This window comes from Blastococcus sp. SYSU DS0617, from assembly GCF_054051075.1.
Genome location: NZ_JBJHAO010000012.1, coordinates 97300 through 117188, shown reverse-complemented (window position 1 = coordinate 117188; position 19889 = coordinate 97300). Strand labels below are relative to the sequence as shown.

Genomic DNA, 19889 nt, shown 5'->3' with positions numbered 1-19889 from the left:
GACCTGAGCCTAGATTGCAGGTCCGACGTCACCGCCCCGTACTCCGGAGCGGTCGTCGGGGAGGAGGACACGCATGGAGACCCACGACTACCTCCCGGCGCTGCGGCGGTCGAACGCTCGGTTCGCCGAGGCCGCCGCCGCAGGCGTCCTGGCCCACGGCTGGGCGGCGCGGGTTCCGGGCTGCCCCGACTGGTCGCTGGCCGACCTGGTCTGGCACCTGGCCGAGGTCCAGCGGTTCTGGGCCTGGGTGGTGCGCACCCGGGCGAAGGACCTGGCCGGCTACGAGGAGCCGGCCCGGCACCCCGACGACGAACTGCTCGGCTACGCCGCGGCCCGCAGCGCGGAGCTGGAGATGGCCCTGGCCGACGCCGATCCGGCGGAGCGGGTGTGGACCTGGGCGCCGCAGAAGGACGTCGCCTTCGTGCTGCGCCGGCAGGCCCAGGAGGCGGCGGTGCACACCGTGGACGTGGAGCAGGTGCTCGGCGACGTCCGCCCGATCCCTGCCGACGTCGGCCTCGACGGGCTGGACGAGTGGCTGGAGGTCATGGTCCCGGCCGCGCTGCCCGACGGGCCGCCGCCCGACGCCCATCCGGTGGTCTTCCACGCCCTGGACGCCGACGCCGAGCGGACCCTGTTCGCCGGCTCGCGGCCGTTCCCCGTCGCGACACTGACCGGCAACGCCGGCGACCTCCTGCTCGCGGTGTGGCGCCGGGTCCCGCTGGAGGTGCTCACCGTCGACGGCGACGGCCTCCAGGCCGCGGCCATGATCGCCTCGGTCCGCCTGGAGTAGCTCAGGGCCAGGTCTCGGCGTGCCGGTCGAACTCCTCGCCCGTCTGCACGCCGACCACGCAGAACACGAGACCGGCCGGGTCCTTCATCTGCCAGAAGCCGGTGCCGCCGTCGACGAACCGGTGCCGGGTGGCGCCCAGTGACTCGAGGCGGGTCACCTCCGCGTCGATGTCGTCGGTCTCGATGTCGACGTGCCAGCGCGGCGGCGTCCCCTCCCCCGTCCGCTGGATCTCGACGTGCCAGCCGTCGGCGAAGGAGCCCAGCGAGGCCCAGTCGGCGTCGTCGGGATCGGCAGCGGCCGGGCGCCCGGTGGCGCCGGACCAGAACGCGGTGCCGGCGGCGTGGTGCTCCGGCGACAGGTCGAGCAGGAGGATCGCCAGGCGGCTCCGGTGCGGCATGGCGGGCACCCTATGGGCCCCGGCACCGCCCGGCGAACCATGCGAACTCGTGGCGATGGGCCGGTGATGGCCACCGGTTCGCATGGTTCGGCGCGCCGGGGGGCTGACAGGCTGTCGCGGTGGACGACGAGACGCTGCGGGCCGACATCGCCGCGTGCCGGGAGGCGCACCGCCGAGTGCACGAGCGTGTGGCCGACATCGACGACGCGACGGTGCGCGGTCCCAGCCGGCTGCCCGGGTGGACGGTCGGCCACGTCCTCACACACCTGGCCCGCAACGCCGACAGCGTCGTCCGCCGGCTGGAGGCCGCGCACGCGGGAGAGCTGGTCGAGCAGTACGCCGGCGGCGCGGCCGCTCGGACGGCCGAGATCGAGGTCGGCGCCGCCCGGCCCGCTCGCGACGTGGTGGCCGATCTCGTGCGCGCCGACGACGCCGTCGATCGCGCGTTCGCGGCGGCGGACGCGGGGACGTGGGCCCGGACGGTCCGGCTCGGCGGCGCCGGGACGGGGCCGGCGCGGAGCCTCGCCCTCCGCCGGTGGCGGGAGGTGGAGGCCCACCACGTCGACCTCGGCCTCGGCTACGAGTGGAGTGAGTGGCCGGACGAGCTCGTACAGCGCTGGCTGCCGTCGCTGCTCGCCGCTCTCCCGCAGCGGGCCGGCGGACATGCGCTCGTCGCCTGGGCCACGGGACGGGGTCCCGCACCCGCGCTGCCGCCCTGGGGCTGACCTCGCGGACGGCTCAGGAGGGCAGGCGCCGGTAGAGGCACTGGCCGCCTCCGGAGGCGTGCAGCCGACCGCTCGGCGACCACACGTTCGCCCGCCAGCCGAACATCCCTCGGGTGGACACCGGCGCCGAGCCGTCGCAGAGCAGCCAGGGCTCGTCGACGGCGGGCCGGTGGAAGGCGACGTTGAGGTCGAGCGTCGGTGCGATGAACGCCGGCCGCTGCCAGGCGTGCGGGCGGACGGCCGCCGGCCAGCTCGGCAGGTCGACCAGGATCAGCGACCGGGCGGCGTCGACCCACGGGTCGGGGAAGGTCGGCGTCGTGCGGAACCGGAGCCACTGCTGCCACACGGCGGGGCGGGGCCCGTCCGGCCGGCCGACGGCGTCGGCCTCGACCGGTCGGCTCTCGATGTTGTTCCAGAACGGGATCGCCGGCGCGGACCCCTCCCGGCGCAGGGCGTCGAAGGACGGGAGCTCGTCGGGCCCGGGGACGTCGGGCGGCACGGACTCGTCGTGCTCGAGGCCCTCGTTCCCGGCGACCGCCCACACCATCGCGTTCAGGATGGGCTTCCCGTCCTGGGTGATCGCGACGGTCGACGAGCCGGCCGTGCGTCCCGGCTTGGCGCTGCGCACCTCGATGTCGATCGGCTCCGGGCGGGCCACCCCGAGGTAGTGGCACGAGAACGCGGCCGGCTCGTGGTCCGGGGCGGTGGCGCCCACCGCCCGGAGCGCGAAGGAGGCGATGTATCCCCCCATCGGCCCCCAGATGTTCCACTCCGGCGATGGGATCGCCCGGAAGCGCCCCTCGTCGACCTGCTCCACCTGCGTGTCCACGCCCAGGTCACCCACGCCGACACCCTCGCCGAGCCGGTGCTCGCCGCGCAAGCGACGCTCGAGCTGGAGTGGACCCGTCGCGGGCCCGGAGGGTCCCCGGCGGGGACATGGGCAACGGCTCAGCGACCCAGGTGGACGGCACGTGGCCGCGGTGCGATCCGGAGGATCGCAGTGTCATGGCTCAGAAGGGCGGCCAGGGCAGGGCGGGCCAGTCGCCGCTGGGCTCGGGGTGCAGCTTGGTGCGCAGCAGGTCGGCCACCCGCTGCTGCGTGCGGCGCACCTCGCGGCGGGTCAGGTGCTCGTGCAGCTGCTCCCCCAGCCCACCCCGCAGTTCCTCGGCCAATCGCTCCAGCACCTCCAGGGCCGCGAGCGGGATGGGCCGGCCCGCCCAGCGCCACAGCAGGGTGCGCAGCTTCGGGTCGACGGAGAAGCAGATGCCGTGGTCGACGCCGTACACGTGGCCGTCGGCCATCGGGATGATGTGCCCGCCCTTGCGGTCGGCGTTGTTCACGACCGCATCGAACACCGCCATGCGCCGCAGCGCGGGGTCGTCGCGGCGGACGAACTCGGCCAGGTCGACGTCGTCGTCGCCGTCGATCCACAGCTGCACCATCCCCGGGCCGAACGGCCCGTCGCGCAGCACGGTCGGCGGGACGACCCGCCAGCCGGTGGCCTCGGAGACGAGGAACGCCGAGATCTCGCGGCCGGCGAGCGTGCCGTCGGGGAAGTCCCACAGCGGCCGCTCCCCCGCGACCGGCTTGTAGACGCACTCGCCGCCGAGGTCGCCGGACCGGATGGTGCCGACCAGGGTCACGTTGGAGGCGTCGAGCATCCGGCCCTCGAGATCGATCTCGCCGGTCTGCAGCAGGTGCATGGCCTCGGCGTCGTCGGCGGGGGCCCGGAGGACCGGCTCGGCTGGTTGCTCGCTCATCGCACGCCGCCGGTCAGCGGCGGTAGCCGTTCTGCCGCGGGCACACGTGGCCGGTGGCGTCGAGCGGGAGCGAGCAGAGCGGGCACGACGGCCGGCCCGCGGAGATCACGCGGCGGGCCCGCGCGATGAAGGCCCGCGCCGCCGTGGGGGTGATCGTCACCCGGAGCGCGTCGGGACCCTCGTCGCTGTCGGAGAGGATCGCGTCCTCCTCGATCGGCTCCTCCCCCGCGGCCACCGCCTCCACGACGACGGCCTGTTCCGCGCCGTCCCAGGCCAGGCCCATGGCGGCCACCCGGAACTCCTCGTCCACGGGTGGGGTGAGGGGGTCGAGGTCGTCGACGTCGGCGTCGGGCGGGATGACCGCGTCGGCGCGGCCGGAGACCTCGTCGAGCAGCTCGGCCATGCGGTCAGCCAGGACCTGGACCTGTGTCTTCTCCAGCGCGACGCTGACCGTGCGGCCGGTGCCGTCGGAGGCCTGCAGGTAGAAGGTGCGGTCCCCTGGCTGGCCCACGGTGCCGGCGACGAACCGGCTCGGACGATCGAAGAGATGGACCTGACGGGGCACGCGATCAGGTTACGCGGTGGAAGGATCCCGTCCCCTTCACGTCTCGCTGCGCTCGACGCGAGCCGCTGGACGGGGCCGCCAGCCGCGACGGCACGGGCGCGTCAGGCGGGCGCGCCCGATCCGCCGCCCACGACGGCGTCGGAGGAGGCCTTGCGACGACCCCGCTTCCTCGGCGGCGGGATCAGCGCGGAGACGTCACCGCCGGTGTCGTTGACGCGGACGACGAACGGCCGGGTGTCGGTGTACGTGATCACCGAGATCGACGCGGGGTCGACGACGATCCGCTGGAACTGGTCCAGGTGCAGGCCCAGCGCATCGGCCAGGATCGCCTTGATCACGTCGCCGTGGCTGCACGCGAGCCAGACGGCGTCGGGGCCCAGTTCGGCGTTCCAGGCGCGGACGGCGGCCACCGCGCGGGCCTGCGTGTGCGCCAGCCCCTCCCCCTCCGGCCCCGGGAAGACCGCGGCCGAGGGATGCTGCTGCACGACCTTCCAGAGCGGCTCCTTGGCCAGCTCCTTGATCGTGCGGCCGGTCCAGTCGCCGTAGCGCGCCTCACCCAGCCGGTCGTCGGTGCGCACGTCGAGGTCACGCCCGTCGGTGATCGCCGACGCCGTCTGCACGCACCGCTCCAGCGGGCTGCTGACGACGGCGGCCAGCGGCACCTTCGCCAGCCGCTCCCCCACCGCGGCGACCTGCGCCGTGCCGGTCTCGTCGAGCTGCACGCCCGGGGTCCAGCCGGCCAGGATCCCGCCCGCGTTGGCCGTCGTCCGCCCGTGCCGGAGCAGGATCACCGTGGTCACGGCCGTGAGCTTAGGACCGCGCGGCTCAGGGGGCCGGTGACGGAGACGGTGCGACGTCGGTGACCGGGTCGAGCACGCCGGTGAAGACGAGCGCGAGCACCAGGGCACCGAGGGCGATGCGGTAGACCACGAACGGCGTGAACGACCCCCGGGCGAGGTACCGCAGCAGCCAGGCGATGACGGCGAGCCCCACGCCGAACGCGAGCACCGTGGCCAGGATGGTCGGCCCCCAGCTCACCCCGGGTCCGGTGACGTCGCCGGTGAGCTCGTCGTAAGCCTGGTAGAAGCCCGACGCCAGCACCGCAGGAATCGCCAGCAGGAAGGAGTAGCGCGCCGCGGCGGCCCGGGAGTAGCCGAGGAAGAGCCCCGCGGTGATCGTGCCGCCGGAGCGGGAGACGCCGGGGATGAGCGCCAGCGCCTGGGCGAAGCCGTAGCCGATGCCGTGGCGCACGGTGAGCTGGTCCAGCTGGCGCTGCTTGGCGCCCACGCGGTCGGCCCACCACAGGATCAGCGAGAACACGATGAGGGCCGTCGCCACGATCCGGAGGTCGCGGAACGTCGTCTCGATGTCCTCCTCGAACAGCAGGCCGAGGATCCCGATCGGCAGGCTGCCCACGATGATCAGCCAGCCCATGCGGGCGTCGGGGTCGCCCTTCCGCCGGCCGCCGAGGGAGGCGAACCAGGCGGTGAGGATCCGCCAGATGTCGGAGCGGAAGTAGAGCAGGACGGCGGCCTCGGTGCCGATCTGCGTGATCGCGGTGAAGGCGGCGCCGGGGTCCTCCCAGCCGAACGCCTCCCCCACGACGCGCAGGTGGGCGCTGGAGGAGATCGGCAGGAACTCGGTCAGCCCCTGGACCAGGCCCAGGACGACGGCCTCGAACCAGCCCATCAGCGCGGCCCTCCGCCGGCGAGACCTGCCCGGCCGGGGCCTCGCGCGGCCGCAGACCCCCGCAGGGCAGGTCTCGGGGCGGACGACGTCGGCAACAGGCAGGCACGCACGAGCGGTCACCCTAGGCGGCGCCCGCGGCGGGGTCGGGCGCGCCGCTCCGAGGCTGTGGGTGCTCGCCGGTGGGACCGGCTCCCCGCCGGTAGGTTGGCCGGTCGTGGAACAACGGGCGCTCGGGCGCAGCGGTCTGGTCGTGAGCAGCCTGGCGCTGGGCACGATGACCTGGGGCCGCGACACCGACGAGGACGAGGCGGCGATGCAGCTCACCGCCTTCGTCGACGCCGGCGGCACGCTCGTCGACACCGCCGACGTGTACTGCGACGGCGAGAGCGAGCGCATCATCGGTCACCTGCTGGCCGACGTCGTCCCCCGCGGGGACGTGCTCGTCGCCACGAAGGCCGCCGGCCGGACCGGGCCCGGCCCGATGGGGCGCGGCGCCTCCCGCGGGCACCTGCTGGCCGCCCTGGACGCGTCCCTGCAGCGGCTGGGCCTGGACCACGTCGACCTGTGGCAGGTGCACGCCTGGGACGACGCCACGCCCCTGGAGGAGACGCTGGCCGCCTGCGACCTCGCCGTCTCCTCCGGCCGGGCCCGCTACATCGGCATCAGCAACTTCAGCGGCTGGCAGACCGCTCAGGCCGCCACCTGGCAGCGGGCCTGGCCCGGGCGCACGCCCATCGTGAGCACGCAGGTCGAGTACTCGCTGCTGCAGCGCGGCGTCGAGCGCGAGGTCGTGCCCGCCGCGGAGGCGCTCGGGCTCGGCGTGCTGGCGTGGTCGCCCCTGGGGCGCGGTCTGCTCACCGGCAAGTACCGGCACAACACCCCGTCGGAGTCCCGCGGCGCGTCACCGCAGTGGGAGGCGTTCATCGACGGCCTGCGCTCGCGCAAGGCCGACCGGATCGTCGAGGCGGTGATCACGGCCGCCGAGGGGCTGGGCACCAGCCCGCTGGGCGTGGCGCTGGCCTGGGTCCGCGACCGGCCCGGCGTCGTCGCCCCCGTGGTGGGCGCGCGCACCGCCCAGCAGCTGCAGGCCTCGCTCGACGCCGACGGCGTGCGGCTGCCCGCGGCCATCCGCACCGCGCTGGAGGACGTCTCCGCGGCACCCGCCGGATATCCCGAGCGCCGGGCGGACCGATGACCGCCGCAGCGCCCGGCGGCGACCCGGTCTTCGCCGCCTTCTGCGCAGCCGGCCTCTGGCCCGGGCTCGGCCGGCGGACCGCAGCGGAGCTGCCCGCCGCGAACATCACCGCCCCCGACGACGTCACCGCCGACCGGCTGCTGAAGCTGCCGCGGGTCGGGCGGCAGCGCGCCGAGCGGCTGTTCTCCAGCTTCCTGGCCGCGCAGCCCACCTACGAGGTGGTGGAGATGCTGGTCGGCGCCGGGCTGGCGGCCAAGCTGGCCGCGGGTGTGGCCGACACGCTGGGCCCGGACGCCGCCCGGCGGCTGCGCGACGATCCGTGGGCGCTGCTCAGCCTGTCGGGTGTGTCCCTGGCCGACGCCGACCGGCTGGCCATCGCCGTCCTCTCGGGTGCCGACCGGCAGGACTCCCGGCGCGGCCGGGCCATCGTCGGGCTCACCCTGCGCACCGCGACGCGGGACGGGCACACCGTCCTGCCCGCCGACCTCGTCGTCGCCGCCCTGCGTGCCGAGGGCATCACCGACCCCGCGGCCGCCGTGGTGGCCGCCGTCGAGTCCGGCGACGTGCTGGAACACGAGCCCCCGCTCCCCGACGACGACGGGTTGGGCGGGGATGGCGACATGGCGGAGCCCGCCGAGCCGGACCCCGCGCTGCGGATGCTGTCGCTGGCCCGGTTCGGCATGGCCGAGGAGGCCGTGGCCGAGAACGTCGCCCGGCTGACCGCCGCGGCCGAGCGGATCGCCGACCCGGCCTCGGTGCGCTCGGTCGCGAAGGGCCTGGACGAGGCGCAGAAGCAGGCCGTCGCGCAGGTGCTGGGTGCCGGGGTGAGCCTGCTGACCGGCGGGCCGGGCACCGGCAAGAGCCGCACGGTCGCCGCGATCGTGAAGCTGCTGCGGGCGAAGGGCACCGACGTGGCCCTGGCCGCGCCCACGGGACGGGCGGCCAAGCGGCTGGAGGAGCTGACCGACCACCCCGCGGTCACCGTGCACCGGCTGCTCGGCGCCCAGGGCATGACCGGCGGGTTCGCCCGCAACGAGGAGTGGCCGCTCGACGCCGACGTCGTCGTCGTCGACGAGGCCTCGATGCTCGACGTCGAGCTCACCGCTGCGCTGCTCGAGGCCTGCCAGGACGGCACCCACCTGATGCTCGTCGGCGACCCCGCGCAGCTCCCCTCGATCGGTCCCGGCCACGTGCTGGGCGACCTCATCGACTCCGGCGCCGTGCCGGTCACCGAGCTCACCACGCTCTACCGGCAGGCCGAGGGCGGGGCCATCGCCCGGCTGGCTACCGGCGTGCGGGGCGGCGAGCTGCCACCGGTCGACTCCCCCGACCGCGAGGTGGTCATCGTCCCGGCCACCGGCTCCGCCGAGGCGGCGCGCCGGGTGGTGCAGCTGGTCACCGACTCGATCCCCCGCGCGCTCGGCATCGACCCCGGCGGCGTCCAGGTGGTTACGCCGGTGCACCGCGGGCCGGCCGGCACGATCGAGCTGAACAAGGCGCTCAAGGCGGTCCTCAACCCGGGCGAGGGCACCGTGTTCGGCTTCGACCCCGGCGACCGCGTGGTGGCCACCGCCAACCACCTCGACCTCGAGCCGATCGGCTTCGCCAACGGCGAGGTCGGTGTGGTCACCAAGGCCGGCGAGGGCTCGCTGGACGTGTCGTTCGCGTCCGGCCCGGTGACGGTCAACGGCTCGGCGCTGTCGGACCTGCGGCACGGCTGGGCGATCACCGTGCACAGGGCACAGGGCTCGGAGTGGCCCGGCGTCGTCGTCGTGCTGCCGCCCGAGGCCGGCGGGATGCTGTCGCGGCCGCTGGTCTACACCGCGCTGACCCGCGCGCAGAAGCACCTGTCGATCGTGCACGCCAGCGGGGCTGCGCTGATGCGGGCCGTGCGCGAGGTCGACGTCCGCCCGCGGCGCACCCGCCTGGCCGGGCTGCTGGCCGAGTACGCCGCCGACCTGGCCGGCTGAGCGCGGTCAGTCCCGGTTGAGCTCCACCGCCCGCCGCATCCGCCACGAGAAGAGCGCCATCGGGGCAACCAGCGTGGCCAGCCAGAGCAGTTGCCATGCAGCGGACCCCCATCGGCCCTCGACGACGGCGGCGAGCGCACGGCCCAGCACCAGGAGCAGCCACAGGAAGAGGAGTCCGACCATCAGCCGCCGGGCCAGCGGATTCCGGCGCCGGTACTCGGCCATCTCGTCCTGGCTCGACGTGGCCCAGTCCACGGCCGCGGCCCGCAGCCGCGGGTCGTCGAGACGTCGCCCCCAGGTGACGGCGCTCTCCACCTTCGGGGTCTCGGCCGGACGCAGCCCGTGTCGCCGGACGATCTCGCGGTAGAGGTCGCGCTCCGCCCCGGTCCGGGCACGCGACCAGAACGATCGGCCGCCGAGCCACCAGGCGACCAGCGGCAGGCCGATCAGGATCAGCAGGATCGTCCCGATCGCGGTCACCGTCCGATCCTGGCGGACACGCGCGCACCGCCGCCTCGCGGAGAGCGACAGGTCATCCGATCGTGCGGACCGGGCGATGTGTGACCGGGTGCGCTTGCCCTTGGGGGCCGCCCTCGCGGGCCTCCGCGTGGCCCGCGAACGCGAACGGGCGCGGTCCCCGTCGACGTTGACGGAGACCGCGCCCGCGGTCAGCGACGCAGAGGTCAGCCCTTCAGGCTCTCCTCGACGTCCGGGTTCTCCTCGAAGAAGGCCTCGATGGCCTCGGGGTACTCGCCCTCGCCGTACTCGTTGACGACCAGGTTCTCCAGCGAGCCGTACTGCTCGTCGGTCAGGGTGAAGTCACCCATGAGCTCGGCGACCTCCGCGCAGTCGTCGGAGAAGCCGGTGCGAGCCAGGTTGTGCAGGCCCTCGGGGTCACCGAGCGCGCCTTCGGGGTCCGCGAGGTCCTTGATCGGGAACTCGCTGTTGGCCCAGAACGGACGCCACAGCGTGACGACGATGTCCTCCTCGGCGTCCACGGCCGACTGGAGCTCGGCCAGCATCGCCGTGGTGGAGGACTCGACGAGCTGGTACTCCTCGGTGAGGCCGTAGGTCGGCATCACCTCTTCCCGCGTGGTGCGGGTCAGGCCCGCGCCGGGCTCGATGCCGACGATCCGGCCGCCGAACCGGTCGGCGTTGCCGGCGAGGTCGGCGATCGACTCGATGTCCACGTACTCGGGGACGGCGAGGGTCAGGACCGCGCCCTCGTACCAGGCGCCGAGGTCCTCGATGTCCTCCCCGTACTCAGCCATGTAGTCGGCGTGCGTGACCTCCGACCACGCCGACGGGTAGACGTCGACGTCGCCCTCGGCCAGCCCGGAGTAGAGCACTCCGGCTTCGGAGATCTCCTGGAACTCGACGTCGATGTCGCGGTCCTCGAGCACGTTCTCCCAGAGGTGGGCCATGCTCAGGCCGTCGGTCCAGGACGGGATGAACCCGAGGGTGACCGACTCGCAGCTGCTGCTGCCGTTGCCGCCCCCGGAGGCGTTGGTGTCGTCGGAGCCCTCGTCCCCGCCGCAGGCGGTGGCGGACAGGGCGACGGCAGCCAGACCCGCGGCCAGGCGGGTGGTCCGGCGCTTGGAAAGCGCGCTCATGGTCGTGCTCCTCTCAGTGCGTGCCGCCAGCGAATTCGCGGGGCGGCCTCGTGCACGCGGCTACCGGCGACCGCCTGGGACGGCCGCCGGTTCCGCGCAGATCAGTGGGTGCCGACCGGCTGCGGCTCGGTCTCCGCGCCGCCGGGGCGCCCGGACAGGGCGTTGCGGTTGGACACGGCGACGCGTCGCCGGCGGGCCAGCACACCGCGCAGCCCGCCCCGCTCGCCGCCGGTCTGACCGAACGACGCGGTCAGCCGGTCGAGGAAGATCGCCAAGATCACCACGGACAGGCCTGCCTCGAAGCCCAGCCCGACATTGAGCCGGGAGATGCTCTGGACGACCACGCCGCCCAGGCCGCCGGCGCCGATGAGGCCGGCGATGACGGCCATCGAGAGGCCCAGCATGATCACCTGGTTGATGCCGGCCAGGATGGTCGGGCGGGCCAGCGGGAGCTCGATGCTGCGCAGGATCTGCCACGGCGAGCTGCCGAAGGCCTGCCCGGCCTCGACGGTCTCCCGGTCGACCTGCCGGATGCCCAGCTCCGTGAGCCGCACACCCGGCGGCAGGGCGAAGACGATCGTGGTGACGACGCCGGGCACGACGCCGATGCTGAAGAAGATCACCGCGGGCACCAGGTAGACGAAGGCGGGCATCGTCTGCATGAAGTCCAGCACCGGGCGCACCGCGGCGCTGATCCGGTCGCTCTTGGCGGCGGCGATCCCCAGCGGCACACCGATCAGCACCGAGATCACCGTGGCGAAAAGCAGCAGGCCGAGGGTCTCCATGGCCTCGGTCCACAGCTCCATGCTCTGGATCAGCAGCAGGCCGAGCAGCGAGCCCACGGCGAAGACCACGGACCTGACGAACAGCCCGAGCGCCGCCAGGAGCACGGCGAAGAGCAGCGGCGGCGGGAACAGCAACGCTTCGGTCAGCCCCTCGACGGCGGCCTCGGTGTATTCGCTCACGGCATCGATGACCGGCTCGAAGTTGTCCTTGAGCCAGTCGAAGCCGGTGTCCACCCAGTCGCCGACGGGCACGCGGGGCAGCGGTCCCTCCTCGGCGGTGAGGATCGTCGTCGGCTCAGCCACGGGACCCCTCCAGGGACGGGGTGTCGTCGCCGGTCTCCGGGGCCCGCCCGGCGTCGTCGTCGGTGTTCACCCCGCCGAGCGCGGCGAGCACGTCGCTCCGGGTCACCACACCGAGCGCCTCGCCGTTGGCGTCGGCGACCAGCAGCGGCGCATCGGAGAGCGCCGACTGCTCCAGCAGGTCGGCCAGCGGCGTGTCGGGGGCGACCGTCACGGCTGTGGCGGTCGAGCCGCCGTCGGAGCCGGCCTTGGCCCGGCTCATCACATCCCCGGCGGTGAAGACACGCGACCGGTCGACGTCGGCCAGGAACCGCTCCAGGTACTCGTCACCGGGGTGGGCGAGGATCGCCTCCGGCGTGTCCAGCCGGACGATCCGGCCGTCGCGCATGACCGCCACGCGGTCACCGATGCGCATGGCCTCGTTGAGGTCGTGGGTGATGAACACGACGGTGCGGCCCAGGCGCTTCTGCAGCTCCATCAACTGGTCCTGCATCTCGCGGCGGATCAGCGGGTCCAGGGCGCTGAACGCCTCGTCCATCAGCAGGATGTCGGTCTCCGAGGCCAGCGCGCGGGCCAGCCCCACCCGCTGCTGCATCCCGCCGGAGAGCTCGTCGGGGCGGTGGTCGGCCCACGCCTCCAGGCCCACCATCTCCAGCGCCTCGTGCCCGGCGCGCAGCCGGGTGCGGCGGTCGACCCCCCGTACCTCGAGGGCGTAGGCGGCGTTCTCGACGACGCTGCGGTGCGGCAGCAGGGCGAAGTGCTGGAACACCATGCTGATCCGGCGCTGCCGCAGGCTGCGCAGGCTCTTGCCGCTGAGGGCCGCGACGTCCTCGTCCCCGATGTAGACGTGCCCGGCGGTGGGCCGGACCAGGCCGTTGAGCATGCGGATCAGGGTGGACTTCCCGGAGCCGGACAGGCCCATCACGACGAAGATCTCGCCCTGCTCGACCTCGAAGGCAGCGTCGATGACGGCGGCCGTGGCTCCCGATGCCTGGGCGTCGGCGGCCGAGCCGCCGGCTCGCAACAGCTCGACGACTTCCTGGGGTCGTCGACCGAAGACCTTGAACAGTCCTTCGACGCGTAGTGCGGTCACATGTCCCTCTCGCTCGGGTACCGCGGGCACGAGGCCGCAGGCACCGGTGTTCGGGTCGGTCGGTCACCGCACACGGCTGCCCCCGCGCCAGCTGACCGGCGGGGGGCGGTACGTGTCACGGCCGACGATCCAAGTTACCGACCGGCCAGGACCGGAAGTGCCGCATAACGGCTATCGACAAGTACCCGTAATGGGATCGTCACACCACGCCGCCCGGTCGGGCGGGCGCGTCACTCGGACAGGTGGTCCTCGTCGTCCGGGACGTCGGCCTCCTGCTCCAGCAGGTCGGCCTCGTTGGCCTCCCGGTCGCCGAGGGGCCGCTGGGGGCGCCCGGCCTCTCCGGGCCGCGCCGCCAGTTGCTGTTCGAGGGCGTCGGCCTCGGGGATGCCGTCGCCGGGTGCTGCGGCCTCACCGGCCAGGGCGACCCCGGGCGGGTTGACGAGGGCCTCCTGCTCCGCGCGGTCGGCGTCGTTGGCGGTACCGGGATCGGTCACGTCGTCCTCCGTCGGGTCGGCGGTCTGGTCTCCTCCATCCTGCCGTCCTGGAGCCGGTCCGGCAGGCCGGCCGGGGGGCGCTGGGGAACGACCGCGTGACCGGCGGGCGTCGGAGAGGCACAATCGGGCCGATGGAGGCGCCCACGGATTACGAGTTCGCGCCGCTGCGGATCCCGCCGGGCACGTCCCGGTCCGCGGCGGCGACCATGCTGAGTCTTCAGTCCGACGTGGGCGGCTGGGAACTCGCCCGGCTGCAGCTGCACGCCGACGGCACCCGCAAGGTGATCCTGCGGCGCCGCTCCCGGCTCTCCTACCTGCCCGGTCCGGTCATCTAGGCAGCGTCTCCCCCGGCCCCGCCCGGTCCTGCAGCCAGTGCGCGGGGCGCCGAAAGCCCGGCGGGAGCAGCGTCGCGACGTCGCCCCGGGCCGCCTCCAGCTGCGGCCGGGTGAGGAAGAGGCAGGCCGACAGGTCGGTGCCGCGGACGTCGGCCGCCCGGAGATCGGCGCCGAGAAGGTCCGCCGGCCCGAGATCCGCTCCGCGCAGGTCGGCACCGATGAGGTAGGCGCCCCGCAGGGTCGCCCCGCGCAGTCGCGCCCGGCGCAGATCGCGGCCCATGAGGTCCGCGCCGCGGCGGTCCGGGCCGGCCGGGCTGCGGACGGCGTCGCTCACCCGCTGCAGCAAGGCCCCCACCTCGGCGCGATGGGCGCCCACGTCCAGGGTCCGCAGCGCGTCGGCGTCCATCCCGGCCAGGCGCTCGGTGCGCGCCCGCGCGTCCTCGACCTCCGCGTGCAGCGCCGCGGCGTCCGGCAGCGTCGCGGCCTCGGCCAGGTACCAGAGGATCTCGTGCAGCTGGCGCATCACCGGCAGGACGGCGAACTGTGCGGCGGCCAGCTCCGGCGACTCCCGCCAGCTCCGCCCGCCGAACGTCTCCTGCGTGATCCGCTGACCGGCGCCGAAGCAGTCGAAGACCGTGCAGCCCGGGAAGCCCGCGGGCCGCAGCCGGTCGTGGATGCCGCAGCGGAAATCGCCCTGCAGGTGCCGGCACGGCGTGCCCGCGGGCTTGTCGATCGCGAAGTCCGCCGAGGCGGTGAACGCCGGCGCCACGCAGCAGAGCCCGGCACACCGGCTGCAGTCGGCTGCCAGCCCGTCCCGCGCGGGGACGACCGGCAGCGGTGGGAAGGTCATGGCCCGGCCAGCGTAGGACGGCGACGGAGCCGCCCGACGTCGAGCGCGGGGAACGGCACCCCTGGCCACCCGGCACGACGGACGGAACCCCGCGCTGGGCGCCTGCTCTACGGGACGAGGACGACCTTGCCGACGGTGCCGCGGTCGGCCAGCCGGGCCAGCGCCTGGGGCGCCTGGTCGAGCGGCAGCACGTCGCCCACCAGCGGATCGACGTGCCCCTCGGCGACCAGCCGGACCAGCTCCTCATGCACTGCGGGGAACAGCCCCGGGTCGTGCTTGCGGTAGAGGCCCCAGTGCAGCCCGACCACGCTGTAGTTCTTCACCAGCACGTGGGTGGCCGGTGCCTGCGGGTGCTGCCCGCTGGTGAAGCCGACGACGAGCAGCCGCCCCTCGAAGGCGATGCACCGGCGCGACTTGTCGAACACGTCACCGCCGACCGGGTCGTAGACGACGTCGGCGCCGTGCCCGCCGGTGATCTCCTTGACGACGGGGACGAAGTCCTCGGCCGTGTAGTCGATGACGTGGTCGGCGCCCAGCTCGCGGCAGATCTCGGTCTTGCGGGCCCCGCCGGCCGTGGCGATCACCCTCGCCCCGGCGGCCTTGCCGAGCTGGATGGCGGCCGACCCGACGCCCCCGGCGCCGGCGTGCACGAGCAGCCACTCCCCCGCCTGCAGGTGCGCGCGACGGTGCAGACCGACGTGGCCGGTGGAGTAGGTCAGGTACAGCGAGGCGGCCTTCTCGTCCGACATGCCCTCCGGCGCGGGGTAGGCCGACGCGGCGTCCATGAGCGCGTACTCGGCGAACGCGCCGGGGCCCCCTGCCGGCGAGCCGATGACCCGCTGCCCCGTGCCGACGATCTCGCCGCACAGCTCCACGCCGGGCGTGTACGGCAGGGGCGGCTTCTCCTGGTAGAGCCCCTGCGCCATGAGGACGTCGGGGAAGTTCAGCGCGGCGGCCCGCACCTTCACCAGCACCTGGCCCTCGCCGGGTGTCGGTGTCTCGACCTCGTCGAAGCTCATGACCTTCGCAGGGTCGCCGAGCTCGTGGACCCGCCATGCACGCATGCCCCGACCCTGCCAGACGCAGGGTGACGACCGTCACCTGCCCCTGGTCTCCGCTCGCTGCGCCCGCGACGGCGTGACAGTGTGCTGTCGACCACGCCCGGCCGAACGGTGAGGACCGCATGAGACAGCACCTGACGGACCCGCTGCGATTCTTCGCCGCCTTCGTCGCGCACCCTCGCCAGATGGGCGCCGTGCTGCCCACGTCCCGCACCGCGGTGCGGGACATGCTCGACCTGGCCGACGTCCCCGGTGCCGACCTGGTGGTCGAGCTGGGAGCGGGCACCGGCTCGCAGACCGGCGAGATCCTGGCCCGGCTGAAGCCGGACGCCCGGCTGGTGGCCGTGGAGATCGACCCAAAGCTGTCCTCGCTCCTGGCGAAGCGGTACGCCGGCGACGACCGGCTGCAGGTCGTCACCGACTCGGCCGAGAACGTGGCCGCCTACCTGGACGGTCAGCGGGCCGACGTCCTCGTCTCGGCGATCCCCTTCACCTCGCTCGACGGCAAGCTCCGGCAGCGGATCCTGGACGCGCTCCCCGGCCTGCTGACGCCGCAGGGCGTCATGGTGCTGATCCAGTACTCGCCGCTGATGATGGGCGAGCTCCGGAGGCGCTTCCGCTCGGTGCGCTGGCGGATCACGCCGTGGAACGTGCCGCCGGCGTTCCTGTTCGCCTGCTCCCAGGACGACGCCGCCTGATCAGGCGCGCGACTCCAGCACCCGCCGCCGCAGCGCGTCGTTCATCGCCCGGAAGCCGGCCAGCGTGCCGCCATCGAGGAAGCCCCGGAGCGGTCGGACGAGCAGGCCGCTGAAGGACTCGCTCTGCACCAGGTGGGTGCCCTGCGGGGTGGGGGCCAGCTCGAAGCGGTGCCGCCCGTCGAAGAGCCCGGGGACGCCGAGGTGTCCCAGCCACTCGAACACCGTGCCGTCGACCACCTCGGTGACGGTCGGCCGGATGGGCAGGGCGCGACCGCCGGGCGGTTGCAGGCGCAGCGAGAGCCGCTCCCCGGGACGCAGCTGCCCGGACGCGGACGGGATGAACGGGTTCCAGTCGGCGTAGCCGGGCAGGTCGGTCAGCCGCGCCCAGACGGCGTCCGGCGGCGCCTCGATGTCGACCGCCGCGCTGATCTCGTGTCGCACCGCTGCACCTCCGGAACGGTCCTGGCCCGCGCAGGTGCAGTGTGGTCCACCGGACGCCGTCCGTGGGGGTGTGCCGTCCTGGTGGGGCGGCTCAGGTGGCCGAGCCCGGGCGCAGCGCCCCGGGGACGCCGGCGGTCTCACCGCTGGCGGTCTTGGCCGCCGGCACGCCCTTGAACTTGTAGGGCACCGCGCCGATGCCCGGCTGCACGATGTAGGCGGCGCCGGGCTCACCGGAGGTCCAGGCGGCGATCATCGCGTCCGCGACCTCCTCGGCCGACAGGATCGGGAAGCCGTTGTCCAGGAACGTCTGGCGGATCCCGTCGATGATCGCGGTGTCGGCGAAGCCGGGGCAGATCGCGGTCATGGTGATGTTCTCGTCGATCACCCGCGCGGCCATCGAGCGGACGAAGGTGATCGCCCCGCCCTTGGCCACGCTGTAGCCCGGGTCGGTGGCCAGCGGCGCGAGGCCGGCCAGCGAGGCGGTCACGATGATCGAGCCACCGCCGGCCCGGCGCAGCGCCGGCAGGGCGGCCTCGGTGCCGTAGACGACGCCGAACAGGTCGATGTCCACGACCCGCAGGAACTCGTCGACGTCGAGCGCCTGGCGGGACTTGCCGGCGATGCCGGCGTTGAGGAAGGCGGCGTCCAGCCGGCCGTGGTCGGCCTCGACCTGGGCGACCACGGCGGCGTTGGCCGCCCGGTCGGAGACGTCCAGGACGACGAACGGGCAGCCGAGCTCGTCGGCCACCTGCCGGTTGCGCTCGCTGTCGAGGTCGGCGAGGACGACGGTGACGTCGAGCGCCTTCAGCTTGGTGGCGAGGGCGCGGCCGAAGCCGCCGGTCCCTCCCGTGATGAGGGCGACGGATCCGGGGCGGGGTGCAGGCGTGGTCTCGGTCACGTCCCCATCATGCCGACCGCAGGAAGCGGTCCAACACCCGGACGCCGAAGCGCAGGGACTCGACGGGCACGCGCTCGTCGATGCCGTGGAACAGCGAGGCGAAGTCCAGGTCGGCGGGCAGCCGGAGGGGCGAGAAGCCGAAGCAGCGCATGCCGAGACGCTGGAAGCTCTTGGCGTCGGTGCCGCCGCTCATGGTGAACGGCACCGGGCGCGCACCGTCGTCCTCGGCCTTGAGGGCGGTGACCATCTGGTCGACCAGCGGCCCGTCGAACGTCGTCTCCACGGCCTGGTCGTGGACCAGCCACTCGCGCTGCACGCCCTCGCCGACCAGCGCCGCGAGCTGGCGCTCGAACTCCTGCTCCTCGCCGTAGAGGAAGCGGCCGTCGACGGTGGCGCTCGCGGTGCCCGGGATGACGTTGGCCTTGTAGCCGGCCTCGAGCATCGTGGGGTTGGCGGTGTTCCGCAGCGCCGCGCCGATCATCCGGCTGATGCTGCCGAGCCGGGCCAGCGCGAGCTCGGGCTCGGCCGGGTCGATCTCGATGCCGTAGGCGTCCTCCACGGCCGCGATGAACTGGCGCATCGGCGGCGTGAGGGTGAGCGGGAAGCGGTGACTGCCGATGCGGGCGACCGCCTCGCAGAGCCGGGTGACGGCGTTGTCGTCGTGGACGAAGGAGCCGTGCCCGGGCTTGCCCGCGGCGGTCAGCCGCATCCAGGCCAGCCCCTTCTCCGCGGTCTGCACGAGGTAGAGCCGCAGGTCGTCGCGGACGGTGATGCTGAAGCCGCCCACCTCGCTGATGGCCTCGGTGCAGCCCTCGAGCAGGTCGGGGTACTCGTCGACGAGGTGGTGGGCGCCGAGCCTGCCGCCGGCCTCCTCGTCGGCGACGAAGGCGAGCACGATGTCGCGCTCGGGCTGGACTCCGGTACGGGCCCAGTCGCGGACCAGCGCCAGGACCATGGCGTCCATGTCCTTCATGTCGACTGCTCCACGACCCCAGATGTAGCCGTCGCGCTCCTCGCCGGAGAAGGGGTGCACGCTCCACTCGGCCGGATCGGCGGGGACGACGTCGAGGTGGCCGTGGACCAGCAGCGCCGGGCGGCTGCGGTCGGCGCCCGGGATGCGCGCGACGAGGCTGGCCCGGCCGCGCTCGGACTCCACGATCCGCGAGTCGATGCCGACGTCGCCGAGCTTGCCGGCGACCCACTCCGCGGCGGCCCGCTCCCCCATGCTGGTGGCCGTCGAGCCGGTGTTCGTCGTGTCGATGCGGATCAGGTCCGAGAGCAGCTCGGCGACCTCGTCCTGGGCTCGGGCCAGCGGCACGGCGGCGTCCTCGGTCATGCGCCGATGGTGCCATCGGTCCCGTCGTCCCCCCACCGGGCGGACGGAGCCGGACCGCGCTGCTGCGGCGTCAGGCGTCCGCCGGGGGGTGCACCGCGAGGCCGGACCGGTCCGGTAGTCTTGCCCCGCACTCGTCCGGGTGGCGGAATGGCAGACGCGCTAGCTTGAGGTGCTAGTGCCCTTTATCGGGCGTGGGGGTTCAAGTCCCCCCTCGGACACCACGTTGATCCCCTGCGGCTGCCGGCCGACAGGGGTTCTTCTGCTTCTGGCGGCGGCACGGCCGCTCGATGCCTGAAGCATCACGTCGACAGCCACGATTCCCCGCCACCCTTTGGTCGGGCCGCCCTCGTCGGCACGGTCAACCGAAGCGGATGCAGCCCCCATCCGAAGCAGACCGCGGGCGCGGGCGCGGGCGACCCCACCTCCGCTTGCCCACGCATCCATCCAGGCTGCCGCGGGTTGGTCATGATCGACGTCGCGATCGGAAGGTTCCAGCCAAGACGACCAGCACCGCGCCGATGGCCAGGAACGCGAGCTGCATCCCCGGGAACAGCAGGCCGAGGGCGAGGATCTGAACGAGCATCCAGACCATCAGCAGGACACCGACGGCGGCCGCGGCGGGCCAACCCAGCTGCGGACGACGGACGAGCGCCACCAGCGCTGCGATCGGCAGCAGGCCGAACAAGACGATCAGCAGGAGCCCTGGGACCGTGTAGTCGACCAGCAGCGGCCAGTTCGGTAGCTGCGTGGGCGACATACCCAGGGTGCCACCGGACGGATCTGTCACGAAGCTGATGCCGCCCACCCAGGCGCCGACGATCAGAACGAGGAGGAGCGCTGCGGCGACCCGACGCGACCAGCCCACCGGGACATTGTGCTCATCCACCGTGGGCG

23 protein-coding genes and 1 tRNA gene are annotated in these 19889 nt (G+C 73.8%); 7 read left to right on the top strand and 17 right to left on the bottom strand.

Annotation, left to right across the window (positions count from 1 at the left end):
* Window positions 1–73: 73 nt before the first annotated feature.
* Window positions 74–790 carry a maleylpyruvate isomerase family mycothiol-dependent enzyme gene (locus ACI793_RS14305; RefSeq protein ID WP_456607043.1) on the top strand — a complete coding sequence of 239 codons (717 nt, stop codon included), beginning with the start codon at window positions 74–76 and terminating at the stop codon, window positions 788–790.
* A 1-nt stretch (window position 791) separates the two neighbouring features.
* Here ACI793_RS14305 and ACI793_RS14300 read toward each other — a convergent pair whose 3' ends face one another.
* Window positions 792–1187 carry a VOC family protein gene (locus ACI793_RS14300; protein WP_456607042.1) on the bottom strand — a complete coding sequence of 132 codons (396 nt, stop codon included), beginning with the start codon at window positions 1185–1187 and terminating at the stop codon, window positions 792–794.
* Window positions 1188–1306: 119 nt separating this feature from the next.
* Between ACI793_RS14300 and ACI793_RS14295 the strand changes: the two genes are divergently transcribed.
* Window positions 1307–1912, top strand: a complete 606-nt coding sequence (locus ACI793_RS14295) for a maleylpyruvate isomerase N-terminal domain-containing protein (RefSeq protein WP_456607041.1) — start codon at window positions 1307–1309, stop codon at window positions 1910–1912.
* Window positions 1913–1925: 13 nt separating this feature from the next.
* On the opposite strand, the gene ACI793_RS14290 is transcribed toward ACI793_RS14295, so the two are convergent.
* From ACI793_RS14290 to ACI793_RS14270, 5 genes are all read right to left on the bottom strand, one after another.
* Complete coding sequence (locus ACI793_RS14290; RefSeq protein ID WP_456607040.1) at window positions 1926–2756, bottom strand: acyl-CoA thioesterase; 831 nt, start codon at window positions 2754–2756, stop codon at window positions 1926–1928.
* 166 nt (window positions 2757–2922) lie between these two features.
* Window positions 2923–3672 carry an SCO1664 family protein gene (locus ACI793_RS14285; protein WP_456607039.1) on the bottom strand — a complete coding sequence of 250 codons (750 nt, stop codon included), beginning with the start codon at window positions 3670–3672 and terminating at the stop codon, window positions 2923–2925.
* Window positions 3673–3685: 13 nt separating this feature from the next.
* Entirely contained in the window at window positions 3686–4237 is a 552-nt protein-coding gene (locus tag ACI793_RS14280; RefSeq protein ID WP_456607038.1) for a DUF3090 family protein, read from the bottom strand.
* A gap of 101 nt (window positions 4238–4338) precedes the next feature.
* A complete protein-coding gene (locus tag ACI793_RS14275; RefSeq protein WP_456607037.1) occupies window positions 4339–5037 on the bottom strand; it encodes a histidine phosphatase family protein in 699 nt (232 codons plus the stop codon).
* Window positions 5038–5062: 25 nt separating this feature from the next.
* Window positions 5063–5926: an undecaprenyl-diphosphate phosphatase gene (locus ACI793_RS14270; protein WP_456607036.1), complete on the bottom strand. Its 864-nt coding sequence runs from the start codon at window positions 5924–5926 to the stop codon at window positions 5063–5065.
* A gap of 214 nt (window positions 5927–6140) precedes the next feature.
* Between ACI793_RS14270 and ACI793_RS14265 the strand changes: the two genes are divergently transcribed.
* Complete coding sequence (locus ACI793_RS14265) at window positions 6141–7121, top strand: aldo/keto reductase (protein WP_456607035.1); 981 nt, start codon at window positions 6141–6143, stop codon at window positions 7119–7121.
* Window positions 7118–9091 (top strand): AAA family ATPase, encoded by a 1974-nt coding sequence (locus ACI793_RS14260; protein ID WP_456607034.1) that lies wholly within the window; start codon window positions 7118–7120, stop codon window positions 9089–9091. Before ACI793_RS14265 ends, ACI793_RS14260 begins: the two co-directional genes overlap by 4 nt.
* 6 nt (window positions 9092–9097) lie before the next feature.
* On the opposite strand, the gene ACI793_RS14255 is transcribed toward ACI793_RS14260, so the two are convergent.
* The 5 genes from ACI793_RS14255 to ACI793_RS14235 all read right to left on the bottom strand — a co-directional run bounded on the left by ACI793_RS14255 (window position 9098) and on the right by ACI793_RS14235 (window position 13376).
* Window positions 9098–9571: a hypothetical protein gene (locus ACI793_RS14255; RefSeq protein ID WP_456607033.1), complete on the bottom strand. Its 474-nt coding sequence runs from the start codon at window positions 9569–9571 to the stop codon at window positions 9098–9100.
* 203 nt (window positions 9572–9774) lie between these two features.
* On the bottom strand, window positions 9775–10704 hold the full coding sequence (locus tag ACI793_RS14250) for a glycine betaine ABC transporter substrate-binding protein (protein WP_456607032.1): 930 nt from the start codon (window positions 10702–10704) through the stop codon (window positions 9775–9777).
* Between the two features lie 101 nt (window positions 10705–10805).
* Entirely contained in the window at window positions 10806–11792 is a 987-nt protein-coding gene (locus ACI793_RS14245; protein WP_456607031.1) for an ABC transporter permease, read from the bottom strand.
* On the bottom strand, window positions 11785–12882 hold the full coding sequence (locus ACI793_RS14240; RefSeq protein WP_456607030.1) for a quaternary amine ABC transporter ATP-binding protein: 1098 nt from the start codon (window positions 12880–12882) through the stop codon (window positions 11785–11787). The genes ACI793_RS14245 and ACI793_RS14240 overlap by 8 nt, the downstream gene beginning before the upstream one ends.
* A gap of 230 nt (window positions 12883–13112) precedes the next feature.
* Window positions 13113–13376: a hypothetical protein gene (locus ACI793_RS14235; protein WP_456607029.1), complete on the bottom strand. Its 264-nt coding sequence runs from the start codon at window positions 13374–13376 to the stop codon at window positions 13113–13115.
* Window positions 13377–13507: 131 nt separating this feature from the next.
* On the opposite strand from ACI793_RS14235, the gene ACI793_RS14230 reads away from it, so the two are divergent.
* Complete coding sequence (locus tag ACI793_RS14230; RefSeq protein ID WP_456607028.1) at window positions 13508–13711, top strand: DUF5703 family protein; 204 nt, start codon at window positions 13508–13510, stop codon at window positions 13709–13711.
* Here ACI793_RS14230 and ACI793_RS14225 read toward each other — a convergent pair.
* The gene (locus ACI793_RS14225) at window positions 13704–14561 is read right to left on the bottom strand and encodes a pentapeptide repeat-containing protein (RefSeq protein ID WP_456607027.1); all 858 of its coding nucleotides are present in this window, start codon (window positions 14559–14561) and stop codon (window positions 13704–13706) included. The two genes, ACI793_RS14230 and ACI793_RS14225, sit on opposite strands and share 8 nt — an antisense overlap.
* A gap of 107 nt (window positions 14562–14668) precedes the next feature.
* Window positions 14669–15625, bottom strand: coding sequence for an NADPH:quinone oxidoreductase family protein (locus tag ACI793_RS14220; RefSeq protein WP_456607026.1), 957 nt, complete (start codon window positions 15623–15625; stop codon window positions 14669–14671).
* Window positions 15626–15744: 119 nt separating this feature from the next.
* Between ACI793_RS14220 and ACI793_RS14215 the strand changes: the two genes are divergently transcribed.
* Window positions 15745–16320 (top strand): class I SAM-dependent methyltransferase, encoded by a 576-nt coding sequence (locus ACI793_RS14215; RefSeq protein WP_456607025.1) that lies wholly within the window; start codon window positions 15745–15747, stop codon window positions 16318–16320.
* Here the strand turns inward: ACI793_RS14215 and ACI793_RS14210 are convergent, their stop codons facing one another.
* From ACI793_RS14210 to ACI793_RS14200, 3 genes are all read right to left on the bottom strand, one after another.
* The gene (locus ACI793_RS14210) at window positions 16321–16761 is read right to left on the bottom strand and encodes an SRPBCC family protein (RefSeq protein ID WP_456607024.1); all 441 of its coding nucleotides are present in this window, start codon (window positions 16759–16761) and stop codon (window positions 16321–16323) included. It lies immediately after the preceding gene.
* Between the two features lie 91 nt (window positions 16762–16852).
* On the bottom strand, window positions 16853–17659 hold the full coding sequence (locus ACI793_RS14205) for an SDR family oxidoreductase (RefSeq protein WP_456607023.1): 807 nt from the start codon (window positions 17657–17659) through the stop codon (window positions 16853–16855).
* A 7-nt stretch (window positions 17660–17666) separates the two neighbouring features.
* Window positions 17667–18995, bottom strand: a complete 1329-nt coding sequence (locus ACI793_RS14200) for a M20/M25/M40 family metallo-hydrolase (protein WP_456607022.1) — start codon at window positions 18993–18995, stop codon at window positions 17667–17669.
* A gap of 133 nt (window positions 18996–19128) precedes the next feature.
* Between ACI793_RS14200 and ACI793_RS14195 the strand changes: the two genes are divergently transcribed.
* Window positions 19129–19216 (top strand) — tRNA-Leu (locus ACI793_RS14195).
* Window positions 19217–19458: 242 nt separating this feature from the next.
* On the opposite strand, the gene ACI793_RS14190 is transcribed toward ACI793_RS14195, so the two are convergent.
* On the bottom strand, window positions 19459–19860 hold the full coding sequence (locus tag ACI793_RS14190; RefSeq protein WP_456607021.1) for a hypothetical protein: 402 nt from the start codon (window positions 19858–19860) through the stop codon (window positions 19459–19461).
* Window positions 19861–19889: the final 29 nt, after the last annotated feature.